Origin of the sequence: Marinobacterium zhoushanense, from assembly GCF_014641945.1 — a bacterium.
In the GTDB taxonomy this organism is placed as follows: Bacteria; Pseudomonadota; Gammaproteobacteria; order Pseudomonadales; family Balneatricaceae; genus Marinobacterium_D; species Marinobacterium_D zhoushanense.
On record NZ_BMIJ01000001.1, the window covers coordinates 546,874 to 563,185 of the forward strand.

The 16,312-nt window shown below is 56.1% G+C and carries 15 protein-coding genes and 1 tRNA gene; 2 read left to right on the forward strand and 14 right to left on the reverse strand.

Features of this window, described 5'->3' with window-relative positions; all coding sequences use genetic code 11:
* Positions 1-66: 66 nt before the first annotated feature.
* The 13 genes from IEX40_RS02545 to thrS form a co-directional block, all read right to left on the reverse strand.
* The gene (locus tag IEX40_RS02545) at positions 67-738 is read right to left on the reverse strand and encodes a hypothetical protein (protein WP_188745518.1); all 672 of its coding nucleotides are present in this window, start codon (positions 736-738) and stop codon (positions 67-69) included.
* Positions 739-915: 177 nt separating this feature from the next.
* Positions 916-1,992, reverse strand: a complete 1,077-nt coding sequence (locus IEX40_RS02550) for a flotillin family protein (RefSeq protein ID WP_188745519.1) — start codon at positions 1,990-1,992, stop codon at positions 916-918.
* A gap of 346 nt (positions 1,993-2,338) precedes the next feature.
* Positions 2,339-2,683: a hypothetical protein gene (locus tag IEX40_RS02555; protein ID WP_188745520.1), complete on the reverse strand. Its 345-nt coding sequence runs from the start codon at positions 2,681-2,683 to the stop codon at positions 2,339-2,341.
* A gap of 23 nt (positions 2,684-2,706) precedes the next feature.
* Positions 2,707-3,690, reverse strand: a complete 984-nt coding sequence (locus IEX40_RS02560; protein ID WP_188745521.1) for a restriction endonuclease — start codon at positions 3,688-3,690, stop codon at positions 2,707-2,709.
* A 942-nt stretch (positions 3,691-4,632) separates the two neighbouring features.
* Positions 4,633-4,709: transfer RNA gene (locus IEX40_RS02565), tRNA-Pro, on the reverse strand.
* 71 nt (positions 4,710-4,780) lie between these two features.
* Positions 4,781-5,146 carry a MerR family transcriptional regulator gene (locus tag IEX40_RS02570; protein ID WP_188745522.1) on the reverse strand — a complete coding sequence of 122 codons (366 nt, stop codon included), beginning with the start codon at positions 5,144-5,146 and terminating at the stop codon, positions 4,781-4,783.
* On the reverse strand, positions 5,115-5,429 hold the full coding sequence (gene ihfA / locus IEX40_RS02575) for an integration host factor subunit alpha (protein ID WP_188745523.1): 315 nt from the start codon (positions 5,427-5,429) through the stop codon (positions 5,115-5,117). Before ihfA ends, IEX40_RS02570 begins: the two co-directional genes overlap by 32 nt.
* A gap of 15 nt (positions 5,430-5,444) precedes the next feature.
* Positions 5,445-7,823 carry a phenylalanine--tRNA ligase subunit beta gene (gene pheT, locus IEX40_RS02580; protein WP_188745524.1) on the reverse strand — a complete coding sequence of 793 codons (2,379 nt, stop codon included), beginning with the start codon at positions 7,821-7,823 and terminating at the stop codon, positions 5,445-5,447.
* A gap of 39 nt (positions 7,824-7,862) precedes the next feature.
* Positions 7,863-8,846 (reverse strand): phenylalanine--tRNA ligase subunit alpha, encoded by a 984-nt coding sequence (gene pheS / locus IEX40_RS02585; RefSeq protein ID WP_188745525.1) that lies wholly within the window; start codon positions 8,844-8,846, stop codon positions 7,863-7,865.
* A gap of 86 nt (positions 8,847-8,932) precedes the next feature.
* On the reverse strand, positions 8,933-9,289 hold the full coding sequence (rplT, locus tag IEX40_RS02590) for a 50S ribosomal protein L20 (protein ID WP_036189018.1): 357 nt from the start codon (positions 9,287-9,289) through the stop codon (positions 8,933-8,935).
* Positions 9,290-9,331: 42 nt separating this feature from the next.
* On the reverse strand, positions 9,332-9,526 hold the full coding sequence (gene rpmI, locus IEX40_RS02595) for a 50S ribosomal protein L35 (protein WP_036189021.1): 195 nt from the start codon (positions 9,524-9,526) through the stop codon (positions 9,332-9,334).
* A 104-nt stretch (positions 9,527-9,630) separates the two neighbouring features.
* Positions 9,631-10,131 (reverse strand): translation initiation factor IF-3, encoded by a 501-nt coding sequence (gene infC, locus IEX40_RS02600; protein WP_229680504.1) that lies wholly within the window; start codon positions 10,129-10,131, stop codon positions 9,631-9,633.
* 57 nt (positions 10,132-10,188) lie between these two features.
* Complete coding sequence (gene thrS, locus IEX40_RS02605; RefSeq protein ID WP_188745526.1) at positions 10,189-12,105, reverse strand: threonine--tRNA ligase; 1,917 nt, start codon at positions 12,103-12,105, stop codon at positions 10,189-10,191.
* Between the two features lie 209 nt (positions 12,106-12,314).
* Here thrS and IEX40_RS02610 point away from each other — a divergent pair, with 209 nt between their 5' ends.
* Positions 12,315-13,901 carry an ATP-binding protein gene (locus IEX40_RS02610; protein WP_188745527.1) on the forward strand — a complete coding sequence of 529 codons (1,587 nt, stop codon included), beginning with the start codon at positions 12,315-12,317 and terminating at the stop codon, positions 13,899-13,901.
* The gene (locus IEX40_RS02615) at positions 13,898-14,602 is read left to right on the forward strand and encodes a response regulator (RefSeq protein WP_188745528.1); all 705 of its coding nucleotides are present in this window, start codon (positions 13,898-13,900) and stop codon (positions 14,600-14,602) included. Before IEX40_RS02610 ends, IEX40_RS02615 begins: the two co-directional genes overlap by 4 nt.
* A 171-nt stretch (positions 14,603-14,773) precedes the next feature.
* Here the strand turns inward: IEX40_RS02615 and IEX40_RS02620 are convergent, their stop codons facing one another.
* Positions 14,774-16,309, reverse strand: coding sequence for a tripartite tricarboxylate transporter permease (locus IEX40_RS02620; protein ID WP_188745529.1), 1,536 nt, complete (start codon positions 16,307-16,309; stop codon positions 14,774-14,776).
* Positions 16,310-16,312: the final 3 nt, after the last annotated feature.

A 16,312-nucleotide genomic window follows, 5' to 3' on the forward strand; every position in this document is an offset into this window, starting at 1 on the left:
CAAAGTCGACTCCTACCGCAAATCCGCCTTTTGGACATTAAAGACACGAAGGTGACATCTAACCACTTACTTTTTCTTAACCACAAAGAGGACGATCTTTCTGAAGGGCATATTGGAACGCTGGCCAAGATACTCCCTACCAGTCTTCTCAATGACATATTTTAAGTTGGAGACATTGTAGGTCTTACCCCTAATTACAACTGTCTCAAGAACCCGATTAAGGATAATGATGCCTCTGTATTCAGCTTCTAACTCCTCAAGAATGTTCATCAAGGCTTGTTTCTCATAATCACGAACCTCGGCGATAATTTCTGTCAAAGTCACAGCTGCGAGCCCACCTTTAGCTCGTTCTTGGTTGATTTCCGCCAACTTTTTCTGCGTGAAGAAATATCCCACACCAACAGCAACAACACTGGTAGCTACCAGCGCCCAACTAGCAACTGTTAGGCCCAGAAAAGTTGCAGGAGCTAGACCTAGACTCTGAGCGACGCCCGTGAGCCCAATCGCAGATAATCCGCTTCCCAAAACTGCTCCTACACTAGACAGCCCTCCCCCCATAGCGGCCAAAACGCCCGCCGCGGAAGTGATCCCCAAACCAGTGAGAATTCCCGCGTTACCAGCAATAAAGGCACCAACCCAGGTGCTTGACAGGGTAGCCGCGACATAACCCCCTGCCGCAGTTGACGCGATCCAAGCACCAGATGAGTGGAGAACAGGCACAGCTATCAACGGTAGCATTTCTATCGTCCTTGATATCTAGAAGACTTCTTCCAAGTGTAAATTACAAAGTAGCCTAATCCAATGATTACCTTAGGTCGCTACCACCATCTCAGTTCTGGTTTACGATGGTCATTAACCGGCACTGACCGGACATCCTTAATTACTATTCTACCCCCGAATTCTCCGACGGTATCATCAACGTTTAGCACTAAGATTTCTCGTCCAGCGATAGCGCTCAGGATCGACTTGCAAAAGGTGAGCTTGCATCGCCTTTTGGCTGGCGCTATCCGCTCGCATAAAGATACTACGGAGTTCACTATCGATAGCCCGTTCGGTTGCGCCACGCTCGACAGCTTTTTCGTACCACTGTTGCCCTAAGATGTAATTTCCCGTTTCCATATAGACAGCTCCAATAAGGGTGCATGGACGGAAATCTTTATTCATCAATCCATGTGCCTTTTCACCCAATCTGATAGCCTTTTCCTTAAAACCCAGGTCTCGCTTCACACCACCATGAGTCGTAAAAAATGCGGACCTCAATTTTGGAGATTTTTTTGCTTCTATATCAACACTTTTGAGAAGCACATCAGCGACGTTTGCTTTACCGCACTTCCTATAATGACTACTAGCATTCACTGCCATCCAAATATCATGGTTTTTATTAAACTGGGTATTGTAGAACTCTGCCTCAATCTGGTGATAAGCAGTTCTCAAACTATCGCTAAAATACTCTTCACCATCAGTGGATAGCCACAATACATTTTTTTCAGAAAGCCGTTTGCCCGCATCGATACGTCGCAATATATCCATAAGAGGAGCAAAACAATCTTTTTCAATGAACCAGTCAAGGTCGTAACGAGCTCTTAGCTGCTGATTCCTAATTTTTGCTATGTATTTAGGGTCTCGCTCAAGCGCTTGGCGAGCAACTTTGGCTTTCTCTTGAGCCAGTTTCATCTGGGCTTGCCTTGCAGTTTCCCTTTCTTGCCGCTCTTGCTCCTTTGCTACTCTTAATGCCTCGGCTTCTTGTTTTCGCCGTGCTTGTTCAACCTTTGCGTCCTGATGAAATTTATCAGAGGTTGAGCCGCCAGTGGCATGACGAAGCAAGGCTATTAGTCCTTGTTTCTCTAAATAGTTTAATGCGATTTTCGATAGAGGAAGTCCTTGTTGGAGGCGCTCTAAGACTCCATTCAACCGTGTTGCCGGGATATGGGCTCCAGGAAGATCATCTACGCAATAATAGACTGCTAATTCATCCCTATCCTTAGCCAACATATTGATATCCCTTTAAAATGCCGCCTATCTGATAATAACTCACGCTGAATCCTAGTATTCCTATCCATTACGACTGATAAATATACAGCTCTCGGTGTCCGGCTAACATTCTGATGCAACCTGAAAGACCGAAATGGGTCGTCACTCCCTTGCCTCCCTCGATCGGGTCCTGCTCCATACGAGGCGTCAACCGGCACAAAGCGGTCGTTCGCAATGGATACCTTAAGGCCTAAATGTGTTTAGAAAACTCTAGTCTGTTCATTTTAAGGTATTAAGCAGGCAGATTGTCGTCGTAGAGTTTGCAGATCAACCTGCCGTTTTTCATACCCAATTACCAATCCCAAGCTTAACTTACGTTATTTCGCATGGCTTCTACTTCATATTTTGGCAGCCACTCGATAGACAGCCTACTGCCATTAATGTGAATAACACCTTGGCTGGCATTCGGTTGTTTATGCTGCGCTCGATAGGTCATCAGAGTATCCAGCAGCTCCATTACCTGTAGTTTGAAACCAGAACAGGTGAATGCCTCGTAGTCCTCCTCCGTATTAAGCTGCCATGTTGCAAGGTCCAGCCGGTTTTCCGTTGAGCTACCTAAAAATAGTATCCGCCCGGTTACACTGGAGTGCTCGAGGTATTGATCAGCAAGCTGGTTTAACCGGGCCTGGTCAAAGGAAAAATCGTAGTTCATTCAAAACTCCTGCTATTTACTACTCAAATGAGGAGCGAAGGCACTGTTGATAGGCCAAGCCGGTTGAGTGTTGCGGGCGAGAGCTGGCCGGCACGTTCAACAACCCACTCAGCGAATCGCTCTCCATCCATAACACCAATGCCTTGGCTCTCGGCTTCTTCTACCAGTTCAGGTTGGACATCCCCAGTGGTTATGAGCCACCTTTGAACATCGTCCTCATTGTCCATCTGCTGGAGCTGGCGCAATGCATGGTATCCAGTATTACCGTTGTGGTGTTTCACTTGAATCAGCAACTTCTTTGATGTGAAAAGGTCTTCACGAAACGCTTCTACATCTGCGTCAGCTTTTCCCTCAAAAGCCGTTTTAGCCAAAATTTTGGTAGCGTAGCCTTCTGTGCGTAAAAGCTCGGCAACAAGCTTTTCAAGCCCGATGCCGCCGCTCTCAAGGTTGGTTTTGCCACCACGGATGTTGTTCAGAAGCCTTTCGCGGAGGTTCGCCAGTGCTTCTGCTTCCAACTGCTGAACATGGGAATCGAAGTTCGCGCCGCCACTACTCTTAATTTGATCAACTATGCGGATGATGTCGTCTTTGAACTCGCCTAAGGATACAACTGACATGCGAATTCGGAGTCGAGTAGACAACGCCTCAGGCAAGTCTGTCCGAGGAACTCGGACAACAGAGCCGTCCTCGTGACGAAGATATTCAACTCCGATGCGGTTCTCTCCGTATCCAACTCCCTTCCCATAAGAGCGCTTTCCTGTGGCCACCCCAAAGGCAACAGCACGCTGGAGGGGGACGACGACAATATCACCTGAGGAGATTGAGAAGTAGCGCTTAATCTGATTACGGTGACGGCCTGGATCAATACCTTTCTCCGCGAATAGCGACAGAAGACCATCGGTGTCTGCGGCTTCCGAAAAATTGACCTGCGGCCATCCGTAGCCCGCCATTTGCTCGGCAATAAGTTTGGCGGGACTGCGGACGAGATAAATCTTCGAGTTTTCCATTGAGTGCTTCCTGCATTCAGGTAAAGGTCGCCAAGTGTCTCTTAGTCCAGTGACTAGATAACGCTTCGGCCTACTACTGTACCAGTTCAACTTGCTCAGGTGCTTGATTGGTTGAGGTATTCCCGGCGCACTAGCGCGGATCGCCAAAGTTGTTCGAGCCTGTGGCGACTGGCGGGCATCGTCTAAGTGGCGGTCGCCGCTGCAAGCACCTCTCATCTATCCGTTTTTCATCTGCTCTCTGAATCGCGCAAACACTTTACCAACACAGATTGATATCCCCAGTACAACTTGTAAAGACCGCTATTGGTCGTGACCTGTCTCTGAGCTACTGTCCGAACTAGGTCATTCCGACAATGAGGTATAACACACTCCGGAGTGTTCAGCCGTAAGCGTCCCTACCGTATGCGAGACAGTCCAGACTTCATACAGGGCACCAAACATTCATGGCGTGCTCGCCGTTGAAGGAATAGCAGTCGATGGGTCTATCTATCCACATCAGGCGTAGCAATCGCGTTCACGTCTATAAATGCGAAACGCTGCACAATTCGCTCTTGCCCTCAACGGCATAGACGCCTTATAGAACCTCTCGATGGCAAAGCAGTCACATCCCTATCGACGTATCTCCTTAGCTACTATCAGCGCTATAAGGAAAGATTGAAAGCTTCTGAGGTAGCCGGAAAGCTCGTTCTCTCTTAACTAAACCATATGCCGTTAAACGAGACGCTTGGGGAGAGGGAGTAACGTTCTACCAGCGTCCAGCCTTCACTAATCTGGAGGCCCTACGCGCAGTAAGCGTGTAATCATCGGTAGAGTGACTTTCTCAAACACGATGCCTGATCGTACAGGAACCGGTTCCTGTACTGATCCTGTACGATTGAAAAAATCGCCAAAAACAACCCAGGACGGGAGGTGTATAATGCATTGAATATAAAGGATTTTTAATGGTCGGGACGGCAGGATTTGAACCTGCGACCCCTTGCACCCCATGCAAGTGCGCTACCAGACTGCGCTACGCCCCGACTAGGCGGAGACCCTAAGGTCTCGAAGAGAGATGCGAATACTACATTAAGGTTTTGATAATTGGAAGCTTTTATCGAACGGTTTTTAACAGATCACGGATCGATTCAAGCTCGGTAATGGTCTGGCGCAACAACTGGCGATAGCGCTTCGCATCATCCCCCGCCTGCTCCCCCTTGAGCCATTGGCGCGCGCCCACGATGGTGAAACCCTGATCGTAAAGCAGGCTGCGGATCTGCCGAATCAGCAGCAGGTCCTGGCGTTGGTAATAGCGGCGGTTGCTACGTTTGACCGGCTGGATCTGCTCGAACTCCTGCTCCCAGTAGCGCAGCACGTGCGGTTTCAGGTCACAGAGTTTGGCAACTTCGCCGATGGTGAAATAGCGCTTGCCGGGAATCGGCTCCAGCTCAGTCTGCTGAGTTGGACTGCTGTCCGGCATAAGCTTCTACGCGTTCCTTGAGCTTCTGGCCTGGACGGAAGGTCACGACCCGGCGTGCCGAGATCGGGACCTCCTCTCCAGTTTTGGGGTTCCGGCCCGGCCGCTGACGCTTGTCGCGCAGATCGAAGTTGCCGAAGCCGGATAGCTTCACATGCTCGTTTGACGCCAGACTGGCGCGAATTTCTTCAAAGAAGGACTCCACCATCTCTTTCGCTTCGCGCTTGTTGAGCCCCAGTTCGTCGAACAGTCGCTCAGCCATATCTGCTTTAGTCAAAGAGCTCATGACACTCACCCTGTCTTAATCTCTCAATGTTGCTCCGAGCTTTTCGTTCAGAGCAGTGACGACAGCGCTCACTGCGCTGTTTATTTCTTCATCATTAAGAGTGCGTGATGGATGTTGCCAGGTCAAGCCCAGAGCCAGACTTTTTCGTCCCGGTTCAATACCTTGGCCCTGATAGACGTCGAACAGAGTGACCTGTTTGAGGTATTCGCCGGCATTCTCGGAGGCCACTTCACGCAGCTGCGCGAAGGGGGTTTCGGCACTGACAAGGATCGCCAGATCGCGACGCGACTCGGGGAACTTGGACAGTTCGGAGAAACGTGCCACACGGCCATCGACCACCGCATCCAGCGCGATTTCGAACAGATACACCGGACCGGTCAGATCCAGCGACTTCTGCAACGACGGATGCAGGGCACCGATACGACCCACCAGCTCGCCATCCAGCAGGATCGCGGCGCTCTGGCCCGGATGCAGTGCAACATGGCTGTCGGCACGGAAGCTGAATCGGCCGGCATTGCTGCCCAGAGCCAACAGCGTTTCCAGGTCGCCCTTCAGGTCGAAGAAGTCGACCTTATCGTTAGCGGCACTCCACCCCTCCGGCTGACGGCTACCGCAGATGATGCCGGCCACCACGTTCTGCTGCTGCAGGCCATCGGTACCCGGCACGAAGCGCTGGCCGATCTCGAACAGACGTACACGCGACTGCTGACGGTGCTGATTGTACTGTACCGCCTTGGCCAGACCCGGCCACAGGGTGGTCCGCATCACCGCCATCTCGGTGGAGATCGGGTTGGCCAGCGCCATCGGCTGATGCTGGTCGTCAAACTGCTTGGACAGGCCCGCTTCGATGAAGCTGTAGGTGATCGCCTCCTGGTAGCCCAGGGAGATCAGGTGGGCACGGACACGGCTCTGATTCACCTTGGCTTCGGCGATCGGCGGAATCGGCAGCTCAGCACGCGGGGTACGCACCGGCAGATTGTTGTAGCCGTAAACGCGGGCGATCTCCTCGATCAGGTCCATCTCCAGGCTGATATCGAAGCGATAGCTCGGCACGCTGGCCAGCCACTCACGCTCACCGTTGCGCTCCAGGCTCAGGCCCAGACGGGTCAGGATCTCTTCGATCTCTGCAGCCGGGATCTCCAGCGCCAGCATGGAGGTGACCTTGTCGTGACGCAGGCGCACCTTCTCCGCCTTCGGCAGCTGATCTTCAGCCACGGCCTCGGTCACCGGACCGGGTTGACCGCCGACGATCTCGAGCAGCAGCGCGGTGGCGCGCTCCATGGCACGACGCTGCAGCTGCCAGTCGACACCACGCTCAAAGCGGTGGGAGGAGTCGGTGTGCAGACCATAGCTGCGAGCACGACCGGCGATCGCCAGCGGCGCGAAGAAGGCGCTCTCCAGCAGGATATCGCGGGTCTCATCGGTCACCGACGTCGGCTCGCCGCCCATGATACCGGCCATCGCTACGGCGGCTCCGCTGTCGGCAATCACCAGCGTATCGCTGTTGAGTTTGACCTCCTGCCCGTCGAGCAGGGTCAGCGCTTCGTCCTGCTGCGCCATGCGCACCTGGATGCCACCGTTAAGCTTGTTCAGATCAAACGCGTGCATCGGCTGGCCGAGTTCGATCAGCACATAGTTGGTCACATCGACCACCGGATCGATGGAGCGGATACCGGAGCGGCGCAGCTTCTCCTGCAGCCACAGCGGCGACTCCACACCGGGGTTGATGTTGCGGATCACGCGCGCCAGATAACGTGGGCAGCCCTGCGGTGCCACCAGCGTCGCTTCGATCTGATCATCGATCTGCGGCGCTACCGGCGAGCAGTCGATATCGGCCACCGGCACCTTGTTCAGCACACCCACTTCACGCGCCATACCGGCGACGCTGAGGCAGTCACCACGGTTCGGCGTCAGATCCACATCGATGATCTGGTCGTTCAGCTTCAGGTAGTCGCGAATGTCGCTGCCAACCGGCGCATCGGCGGCCAGCTCCATCAGACCGCCATGGTCGTCGGACAGACCCAGTTCATCCTCGGCGCAGAGCATGCCGAAAGACTCGACCTGACGCAGTTTGGCTTTCTTGATCTTGAAGTCGCCCGGCAATACGGCGCCGACCTGGGCGAAGGGCACCTTGATGCCGGCACGTGCATTGGGGGCACCGCATACGACCTGGAAGGTCTCCTTGCCGTCGCTGACCTGACAGACGCGAAGCTTGTCCGCATCCGGATGCTGCTCGGCGCTGAGAATCTCGCCGACCACAACACCGCTGAACGCGCCGGCAACCGGCTCGACGTCGTCCACTTCCAGTCCCGACAGGCTGAGCTGATCGGCCAGGGTCTGGGTATCGATTTCGGGCTGCACCAACTCGCGCAACCAGTGTTCACTGAATTTCATGCTGCTGTCCTGAATTCGTTCAATTCTGGGTGGGGCCGATCAACGGAACTGGCCGAGGAAGCGCAGGTCGTTCTCGAAGAACAGACGCAGGTCGTCAACGCCGTAGCGGAGCATCGCAAAACGCTCAACGCCCATACCGAAGGCGAAGCCGCTGTACTCCTCCGGATCGATTCCGGACATCTCCAGCACCTTCGGGTGCACCATGCCGCAACCCAGCACCTCGAGCCACTTGCCGTCACCGCGGTCGATATCCACCTCGATGGAAGGCTCGGTGAACGGGAAGTAGGAGGGACGGAAGCGGACCTTTACATCCTCTTCGAAGAACTCACGCAGGAACTGCTCCAACGTACCCTTCAGGTCGGCGAAGCTGATGTCCTTGTCGATCAGCAGGCCCTCGACCTGGTGGAACATGGGCGAGTGGGTCTGATCGTAGTCGCAACGGTAGACACGACCCGGGCAGATGATACGGATCGGTGGCTTCTGCGCTTCCATGGTCCGCACCTGAACCGGTGAGGTGTGGGTACGCAGCAGGGTGTGAGCGTCGAAATAGAAGGTATCGTGCATCGCCCGCGCCGGATGGTGAGCCGGAATATTCAGCGCCTCGAAGTTATGATAATCGTCTTCTATCTCGGGCCCCTCTTCGACGGTGTAGCCGATACTGCCGAAGAAAGCTTCGATACGTTCCAGCGTCTTGGTCACCGGATGCAGGCCACCGAGCTGCTGGCCACGGCCGGGCAGCGTGACGTCCAGGGTTTCCGATGCCAGCTTCTGCTCCAGCGCCGCACCTTCGAGCTGCGCCTTGCGGGCATTCAGTGCGTCAGACAGCTCATCCTTGGCCTCGTTGATCTTGGCGCCAGCGGCAGGGCGCTCCTCGGCGGATAGCTTGCCAAGCCCCTTCAGCAACTGGGTAAGATGCCCCTTCTTACCGAGGTACTGAACACGCACATCGTCCAGCGCCTTTACGTTATCGGCCTGAGCGACCGCCTGTTTGCCTTCCTCCAGGAGGGCGTGAAGATTTTCCATGTCCGGCTCCAAACAAAAATAGGGGAAGAGTTGGCACCCTTCCCCTATTCGATTCGATCAATTACCTACTGATAGGCGGGTGTGACTTACGCCAAAGCCGCTTTGGCTTTCTCAACCACCGCAGCAAAAGCCACCTGCTGATGAACAGCCAGGTCAGCCAGTACCTTACGGTCGATTTCGATGTTGGCCTTTTTCAGACCAGCGATAAAGCGGCTGTAGGACAGACCGTTGATGCGGGCAGCAGCGTTGATACGGGCGATCCACAGAGCGCGGAACTGACGCTTACGCTGACGACGGTCGCGGTAAGCATACTGACCAGCTTTGATAACCGCCTGCTTGGCTACACGGAACACACGGCTGCGAGCGCCGTAATAACCTTTAGCCTGTTTCAGGATCTTCTTATGACGGGCACGAGCCTGTACACCACGTTTTACGCGAGGCATAGCAATTCCTTCCTATAAATAAAGTTGATTCAGACTAAAAGCTTACAGATACGGCAGCATGCGCTTGACCAGAGCCTGGTCAGCAGCATTCACCTGCAGCATCGGGCGCAGCTGACGCTTACGCTTGGTGCTTTTCTTGGTCAGAATGTGGCTTTTGAAGGACTGCTTGTGCTTGATGCCGTTAGCAGTTTTCTTGAAACGTTTTGCCGCACCGCGGACAGTTTTAATCTTAGGCATTCTCAATCTCCACGCATTCGTTTGTAATGCGCCAGCCGAAAATCGACAAAACCCACACTCCCGACCACAGGGGTCAACAGCGCGGGTTCAGGCGAAAAAGCTGACTATTTCTTTTTCGGGGCGATGACCATCACCATCTGGCGACCTTCCATCTTCGGCTGCTGTTCTACAGTACCGAGCTCGCCGAGGTCAGCCTCGACACGCTGCAGCAGCTGCATACCCAGCTCCTGATGGGCCATCTCACGACCGCGGAAACGCAAGGTCACCTTGGCCTTATCCCCAGCTTCAAGGAAACGTATCAGGTTGCGCAGTTTTACCTGATAATCCCCTTCTTCCGTACCCGGACGGAATTTCACTTCCTTGACCTGCATCTGAGACTGTTTCTTCTTAGCCTCATTTGCTTTCTTCTTCATCTCATACTGGTGCTTACCATAGTCCATGATTTTACAGACGATGGGATCCGCATCAGAGATCTGTACTAGGTCAAGTTCTGCCTCCTGAGCGAGCTCAAGAGCCTGTTCAATCGTTACGATACCAACCTGCTGGCCATCTGCGCCGATGAGACGGAGTTCGCGAGCACGAATGTTTTCGTTAATTGGCGGCAAATTCTGACGAGCGCCGCGCTTGTTATCACGCCTGATAGTGTTATCTCCTGAAGAATTTTATTGCTGACGCCCTTTACGGGTCACTTCCTGACCCAGCAGATCAAGCAAGGCGTCAACCGGCATGGTGCCGAGGTCCTCACCGGAGCGCGTACGCACTGCAACGGAGCCGGACTCTACTTCTTTATCGCCTACCACAAGGAGGTAGGGCACTTTCTGTAAAGTGCGCTCGCGGATTTTAAAGCCGATCTTCTCGTTTCTCAAGTCCGCAACGGCCCGATATCCCTGATTTTCGAGACGTTCGGTCACCTGCTTGACGAAATCGGCCTGTTTATCGGTGATATTCATCACCGCAACCTGCACCGGAGCCAGCCAAGTCGGCAGCGCACCGGCATAGTGTTCGATCAAAATGCCGATGAAGCGCTCGAAGGAACCGAGGATCGCACGGTGCAGCATCACCGGCGTTTCACGCTCGCCCTGCTCGTTGACGAACTGGGCATTCAGGCGTCCCGGCATCGAGAAGTCGACCTGAATGGTACCGCACTGCCAGACACGGCCCAGGCAGTCACGCAGGGAGAACTCGATCTTCGGCCCGTAGAACGCGCCCTCGCCCGGCAGCTCGTCCCAATCCAGCTGGGCGGTATCCAGAGCGTCGGCCAATGCCTTCTCCGCCTTGTCCCAGCTCTCGTCGGAACCGACACGCTGATCGGGGCGGGTAGAGAGTTTGTAGATGATGTCGGTGAAACCGAAATCTGCATAGACCTCATGCAGGAAGTCGATAAACGCCGCCACCTCGGACTGGATCGAGTTCTCCGCACAGAAGATATGCGCGTCGTCCTGCACGAAGCCACGTACACGCATGATGCCGTGCAGCGCACCGGAAGGCTCGTTACGGTGGCAGGAGCCGAACTCGGCCAGACGCAGCGGCATCTCGCGGTAGGAGCGCAGGCCCTGGTTAAACACCTGAATGTGGCAGGGGCAGTTCATCGGCTTGATCGCGAAATCCTTGCTCTCGGAGTGCGTGGTGAACATCTGCTCATGGAACTTGTCCCAATGGCCGGACTTCTCCCACAGCGTACGTTCCACCACCTGCGGAGTCTTGATCTCCTGATAGCCGTGCTTGCGCTGCTTGGCGCGCATGTACTGTTCGATCTGCTGATACAGGGTCCAGCCGTGCGGGTGCCAGAACACCATACCCGGCGCTTCCTCCTGCAGGTGGAACAGGTTCAGCTGCTTGGCCAGCTTGCGGTGATCGCGCTTTTCGGCCTCCTCCAGACGGTGCAAGTAAGATTTCAGCTCCTTCTTGTCACCCCAGGCGGTACCGTAGATACGCTGCAGCATCTCGTTCTTGGCATCGCCGCGCCAGTAGGCACCGGCCACCTTCATCAGCTTGAACGCTTTGATATGGCCGGTGGAGGGTACGTGTGGACCCCGGCAGAGGTCGATGAAATCGCCCTGACGGTAGAAGGAGAGAGGCTCCTCGCCCGGGATCGATTCGATGATCTCGACCTTGTACTTCTCCCCCATCTGCTGGAACATCGCCACCGCTTCACCGCGGTTCATGATCGAACGGCTGACCTGCAGATCCTGCTTGGACAGCTCGTTCATGCGCTGTTCGATCTTGGCCAGGTCCTCTTGGGTGAACGGACGCTCATAGGCGAAATCATAGTAGAAGCCATCTTCGATCACCGGACCGATAGTCACCTGCGCACCGGGGAACAGCTCCTGTACCGCCATCGCCATCAGATGGGCACAGGAGTGACGAATGATATCCACACCCTCTTCATCCCGTGCGGTGACGATCGCCAGCCGCGCATCCTGCTCGATCAGGTAACTGGTATCGACCAGTGTACCGTCGACCTTGCCAGCCAGGGCGGCCTTGGCCAGACCGGTGCCGATCGACGCCGCAACATCATAAACAGTTACCGGGTTATCGAATTCGCGAGTACTCGCATCGGGGAGGGTAATAACAGGCATCAGAGTTCCTTAAGCTTAGTGGTGGCCCCTACGACAGGTCACATAAGTGCTCTTTTGGCAGCCCCGGAAAGAGCCGCCGTGAAAATAAGACCGCAAAGTATACCGCCCCACCGCGGACAGCTCCAGCCGCAAAGACTGGGATACGGACAAAGTCTGCATGAACGCGTACAATTTAGAGCACAAAGGGTGACAGAAATATAAACAACCATATGCCCCGAATTCGACTTCGCATCAGCACCCGGCTGATGATCGTGCTCTGCCTGTTGGTACTCCTGCAATCAGCCCTGCTCGGGGGGTTCGCGCTGCGGCACCTGGCCGATTCGCTTGAGGACCAGATGGCACAGCGTGCACTACAACTCGCCTCTATGATCGCGCAAACTCCTTCCATCCGCGAAGCGGTAGCGGCCAACGACAGCGAAGCGACGCAACGGGTCGCCAGCGAATTGCGCGACGCCACCGACGCCAGCTTCATCTCGATCGGCAACGCTCAGGGGATACGGTTGGCCCATCCGCTGCCCGATCGCATCGGCAAGCCGATGGTCGGTGGCGACAACGACGAAGTACTCAAGCAGGGTCACACCATCATCTCCCAGGCGGTCGGCAGCATGGGGCCGTCGATTCGCGGCAAGGCGCCGGTATTCAACGACGTCGGCGAGGTGGTCGGCGTGGTCTCGATCGGTTACCTGACCCAGGAGATCGACGATACGGTATTGACCTATCAACGTGTCGTGTTCGCCGTAACGCTGTTACTGCTGGTGCTCTCGGTGCTGGCCGCCAGCTGGATTGCCCGCCGCTTCCGTGCCGCCATATTCGATCTGGAGCCGCACCAAATCGCCGCTCTGTTCGAGGAGCGCAACGCCACGCTGGAGTCGATCCGCGAAGGGATCATTGCGATCAACGCCGAGGGCAAGATCACCACCTGCAACCGGGCCGCGATTGAGACGCTGGGCCTGGAGCAGCGAGATGTGGTCAACCACCCCATCCGTGAAGTTGTACCCGACAGTCGCCTGCCCGACCTGTTAGAGAGTGGTGAACCGGAGTTCGACACTGAGATGGTGATCGGCGGGCGCAGCCTGATCATCAACCGCATACCGATAAGGGTCAAAGGCAAACTGACCGGCGTCGTTGCCAGTTTCCGTATCCGCGACGAGTTGACAATGGTTAGCCGACAACTGACCCGGATCCGCCAGTATGCCGAAACCCTGCGCAGCCAGGCCCACGAATATGCCAACAAGCTGCATACCATCGCCGGGTTGATACAGCTCGACAAGAGTGACGAAGCGCTGGAGCTGATCGGTCAGGAGACGCGCGACCATCAGGCGATGCTGCGCTGGCTGGTCGATTCGGTAGACGACCCGGTGGTCTCCGGCTGTCTGCTCGGCAAGTTCAACCGTGCCCATGAGTTGGGTCTGCAGCTGGTCATAGACCCGGACAGTCACCTGGGCCCGCTACCCGCCAATATCACCCCCGAGCGCCTGGTGACTTTGATCGGCAATCTGATCGACAACGCCCTCGACGCCACGCTCAGCGCCAAGGGGCGGAGCGTATTCCTGTCGATGACCGATATCGGCCAGGACCTGATCTTTGAGGTGGAGGATCAGGGCCCCGGCATCTCCGAAGAGGATATGCCGCGAGTATTTGACCGCGGTTTCAGCCGTAAGGCAGAGGGGCGCGGCATCGGCCTGCACCTGGTTAAAGAGGGTGTCAGCCAGCTTGGCGGGGAGATTGTGGTGGAGAACCTGAGCGCCGGCGGCGCCCGATTTACCCTTTACCTGCCCAGGGAGAGTGTTGGATGAGCACAACGTTAGGCATCGTAATCGCCGAAGACGACCCGCAGATCGCCGAGATCCAGCGACGATTCGTCGAGCGAACACCCGGTTTCGAGATTCGAGGCATCGCCCATACCACGCGGGATGCCCGGGAGCTGATCGAGGTGCTGCGTCCGGATCTGGTGCTACTCGATATCCAGTTTCCCGACGGCAGCGGGTTGGAGTTGCTGCGCGAACTGCGTGCCGCACGCCAACCTACCGATGTGATACTGATCACTGCAGCCAAGGAGGTCGACAGCCTGACCGAGGCGCTGCGTTGCGGGGTGTTTGACTACATCCTCAAACCGCTGGTCTACGAGCGCCTGGAACAGGCACTGCAGAACTACCGGGCTCACCTGGAGCGCTTGCACCAGCTCCAGAGCCTGAGCCAGCAGTCGGTGGATGGGCTGCTGCCTCGAAGCAATACCGGCACACTCTCTTCACCGGGAGCAACCGCGGCGCGCCTGCCCAAGGGGATCGATACCCTGACGCTGGATAAGGTACGCTCGGTCATGCAGGCGACCGCCGACAGCTTCAGCGCCGAGCAGGTGGGGGAGAAGATCGGTTCCAGCCGCACCACGGCGCGACGCTACCTGGAGTATCTGGTCTCCGAACAGGAGCTGGAAGCCGACATCAACTACGGCAGTATCGGACGGCCGGAACGGCGTTACCGACGCCAAACAGGCTGAAGCCAGCCATACCCTGTTGATCGCCGCTCCTACGCCTCGCTACGCTCGCGAGGTACTGTGCATCCTGTACATAAAAAGAAACCACCTGAGGCTTGGCCAAAGGTGGTGAAAAAATGCCGGGTAACAGGAACCTGAGTTACCCGGCAGGTGCAAGATCGTCTAGCGACTGACTCAGTCGGCCTCCTCCTCGATCTCCATGCGAGCACGGGCATTTTCCATGCGCCGACGCAGGACCGGGCCGAGGATGTAGGGCAGTGCCAGACCGGCGATCGCCACCGTCCAGATGCCGATGCTAAGTCCGCTGGAGAACAGGATCGACCAGTCACCGTCGGAGATCGTCAGCGCGTGACGCAGGCTGCGCTCCATCTCAGGGCCCAGCAGCATCCCCAGGATCACCGGTACCAGCGGTACCTCCAGCTTGCGCAGCAGGTAACCCACCAGACCGAAACCGACCATGAAGTAGAGATCCAGCGCGCTGTTGCTGATGGAGTAGATCCCCACCGCCGCGATCAGCGTAACCACCGGCATCAGATACTTGGGCGGAATGCTGAGCAGCTTGACGAACAGACCGACCATCGGGATGTTCAGAATCAACAGCATGATGTTGCCGACCAGCAGCGCCGCGATCACGCCCCAGACCAGTTCCGCGTTCTGGGTGAACAGCATCGGACCCGGTTGCACATTCAGAGAGATCAGCATCGCCAGCAGCACCGCGGTAGTACCGCTACCCGGCACGCCCAGGGTCAGCATCGGCACCAGCGCTCCGTTGGCCGCCGCGTTGTTGCCCGCCTCGGGCGCCGCGATACCACGCGGATCGCCTTTGCCGAAATATCCCTTGGATCCGACGACCTTCTTCTCCAGCGAGTAACTGATAAAGCTACCGAGCGAAGCACCGGCCCCAGGCAATACGCCGGAGATAAAGCCCAGCACCGAACCGCGCAGACTGGTGGGCAGGATGTGCAGGATATCGCTCATCTTCAGGTTGAGCTTGTTCAGCGTCGCGCTGCCCGCACCTTCGCTGATATGGCGTTCGATAAAGAACATCAGCTCGCTGACGGCGAACAGACCGACGATGGCGATAATAAAGTCCACACCCTCGTACAGTTCGAGAATGTTGTAGGTATAGCGCTGGTTGCCGGTGGAGATATCCACACCAACAGTGGAGATCATCAAACCCAGCGCAGCGGCAACCACGGTCTTGACCTGGTTCTTGCCGGTCACCCCACCGAGGGTCGCGAACGCCAGCGAGAACAGTGCGAAATACTCGGCCGGCCCGAAGTGCAGCGCAAAGCGTGCCAGGATCGGCGCCAGAATGATCAGGCCGATAGTGGCCAGCAGACTGCCGATAAACGAGGCGATTGCGGAGATCGCCAGCGCTTCCGCCGCCTTGCCCTGCATCGCCATCGGATAGCCGTCCAGCGTGGTCATCATCGCCGGCTCGTCACCGGGGATGTTGAGCAGGATACTGGAGATACGCCCGCCATACATGGCACCGGCATATACCGAGGTCAGCAGGATCATCGATGCCGCCGGCGAGAGTCCCAGACTGAACGCCAGCGGAATCAGAATCGCCACACCGTTGGCCGGACCAAGGCCCGGCAGGGCACCAATCAGCGTACCGAGCAGCGCACCGATAGCAGCGTACAGCAGGTGCTCCGGCATCAGTGCGACGGAGAAGCCATGCAATAGAAAATTCAACGTTTCCATCAG

Excerpts from the sequence above, each read along its gene's own strand:
- IEX40_RS02545 (WP_188745518.1), bottom strand. The coding sequence starts at position 738 with ATGCTACCGTTGATAGCTGTGCCTGTTCTCCACTCATCTGGTGCTTGG.
- IEX40_RS02550 (WP_188745519.1), bottom strand. The coding sequence starts at position 1,992 with ATGTTGGCTAAGGATAGGGATGAATTAGCAGTCTATTATTGCGTAGAT.
- IEX40_RS02555 (WP_188745520.1), bottom strand. The coding sequence starts at position 2,683 with ATGAACTACGATTTTTCCTTTGACCAGGCCCGGTTAAACCAGCTTGCT.
- IEX40_RS02560 (WP_188745521.1), bottom strand. The coding sequence starts at position 3,690 with ATGGAAAACTCGAAGATTTATCTCGTCCGCAGTCCCGCCAAACTTATT.
- IEX40_RS02570 (WP_188745522.1), bottom strand. The coding sequence starts at position 5,146 with ATGCCGGACAGCAGTCCAACTCAGCAGACTGAGCTGGAGCCGATTCCC.
- ihfA (WP_188745523.1), bottom strand. The coding sequence starts at position 5,429 with ATGAGCTCTTTGACTAAAGCAGATATGGCTGAGCGACTGTTCGACGAA.
- pheT (WP_188745524.1), bottom strand. The coding sequence starts at position 7,823 with ATGAAATTCAGTGAACACTGGTTGCGCGAGTTGGTGCAGCCCGAAATC.
- pheS (WP_188745525.1), bottom strand. The coding sequence starts at position 8,846 with ATGGAAAATCTTCACGCCCTCCTGGAGGAAGGCAAACAGGCGGTCGCT.
- rplT (WP_036189018.1), bottom strand. The coding sequence starts at position 9,289 with ATGCCTCGCGTAAAACGTGGTGTACAGGCTCGTGCCCGTCATAAGAAG.
- rpmI (WP_036189021.1), bottom strand. The coding sequence starts at position 9,526 with ATGCCTAAGATTAAAACTGTCCGCGGTGCGGCAAAACGTTTCAAGAAA.
- thrS (WP_188745526.1), bottom strand. The coding sequence starts at position 12,105 with ATGCCTGTTATTACCCTCCCCGATGCGAGTACTCGCGAATTCGATAAC.
- IEX40_RS02610 (WP_188745527.1), top strand. The coding sequence starts at position 12,315 with ATGCCCCGAATTCGACTTCGCATCAGCACCCGGCTGATGATCGTGCTC.
- IEX40_RS02615 (WP_188745528.1), top strand. The coding sequence starts at position 13,898 with ATGAGCACAACGTTAGGCATCGTAATCGCCGAAGACGACCCGCAGATC.
- IEX40_RS02620 (WP_188745529.1), bottom strand. The coding sequence starts at position 16,309 with ATGGAAACGTTGAATTTTCTATTGCATGGCTTCTCCGTCGCACTGATG.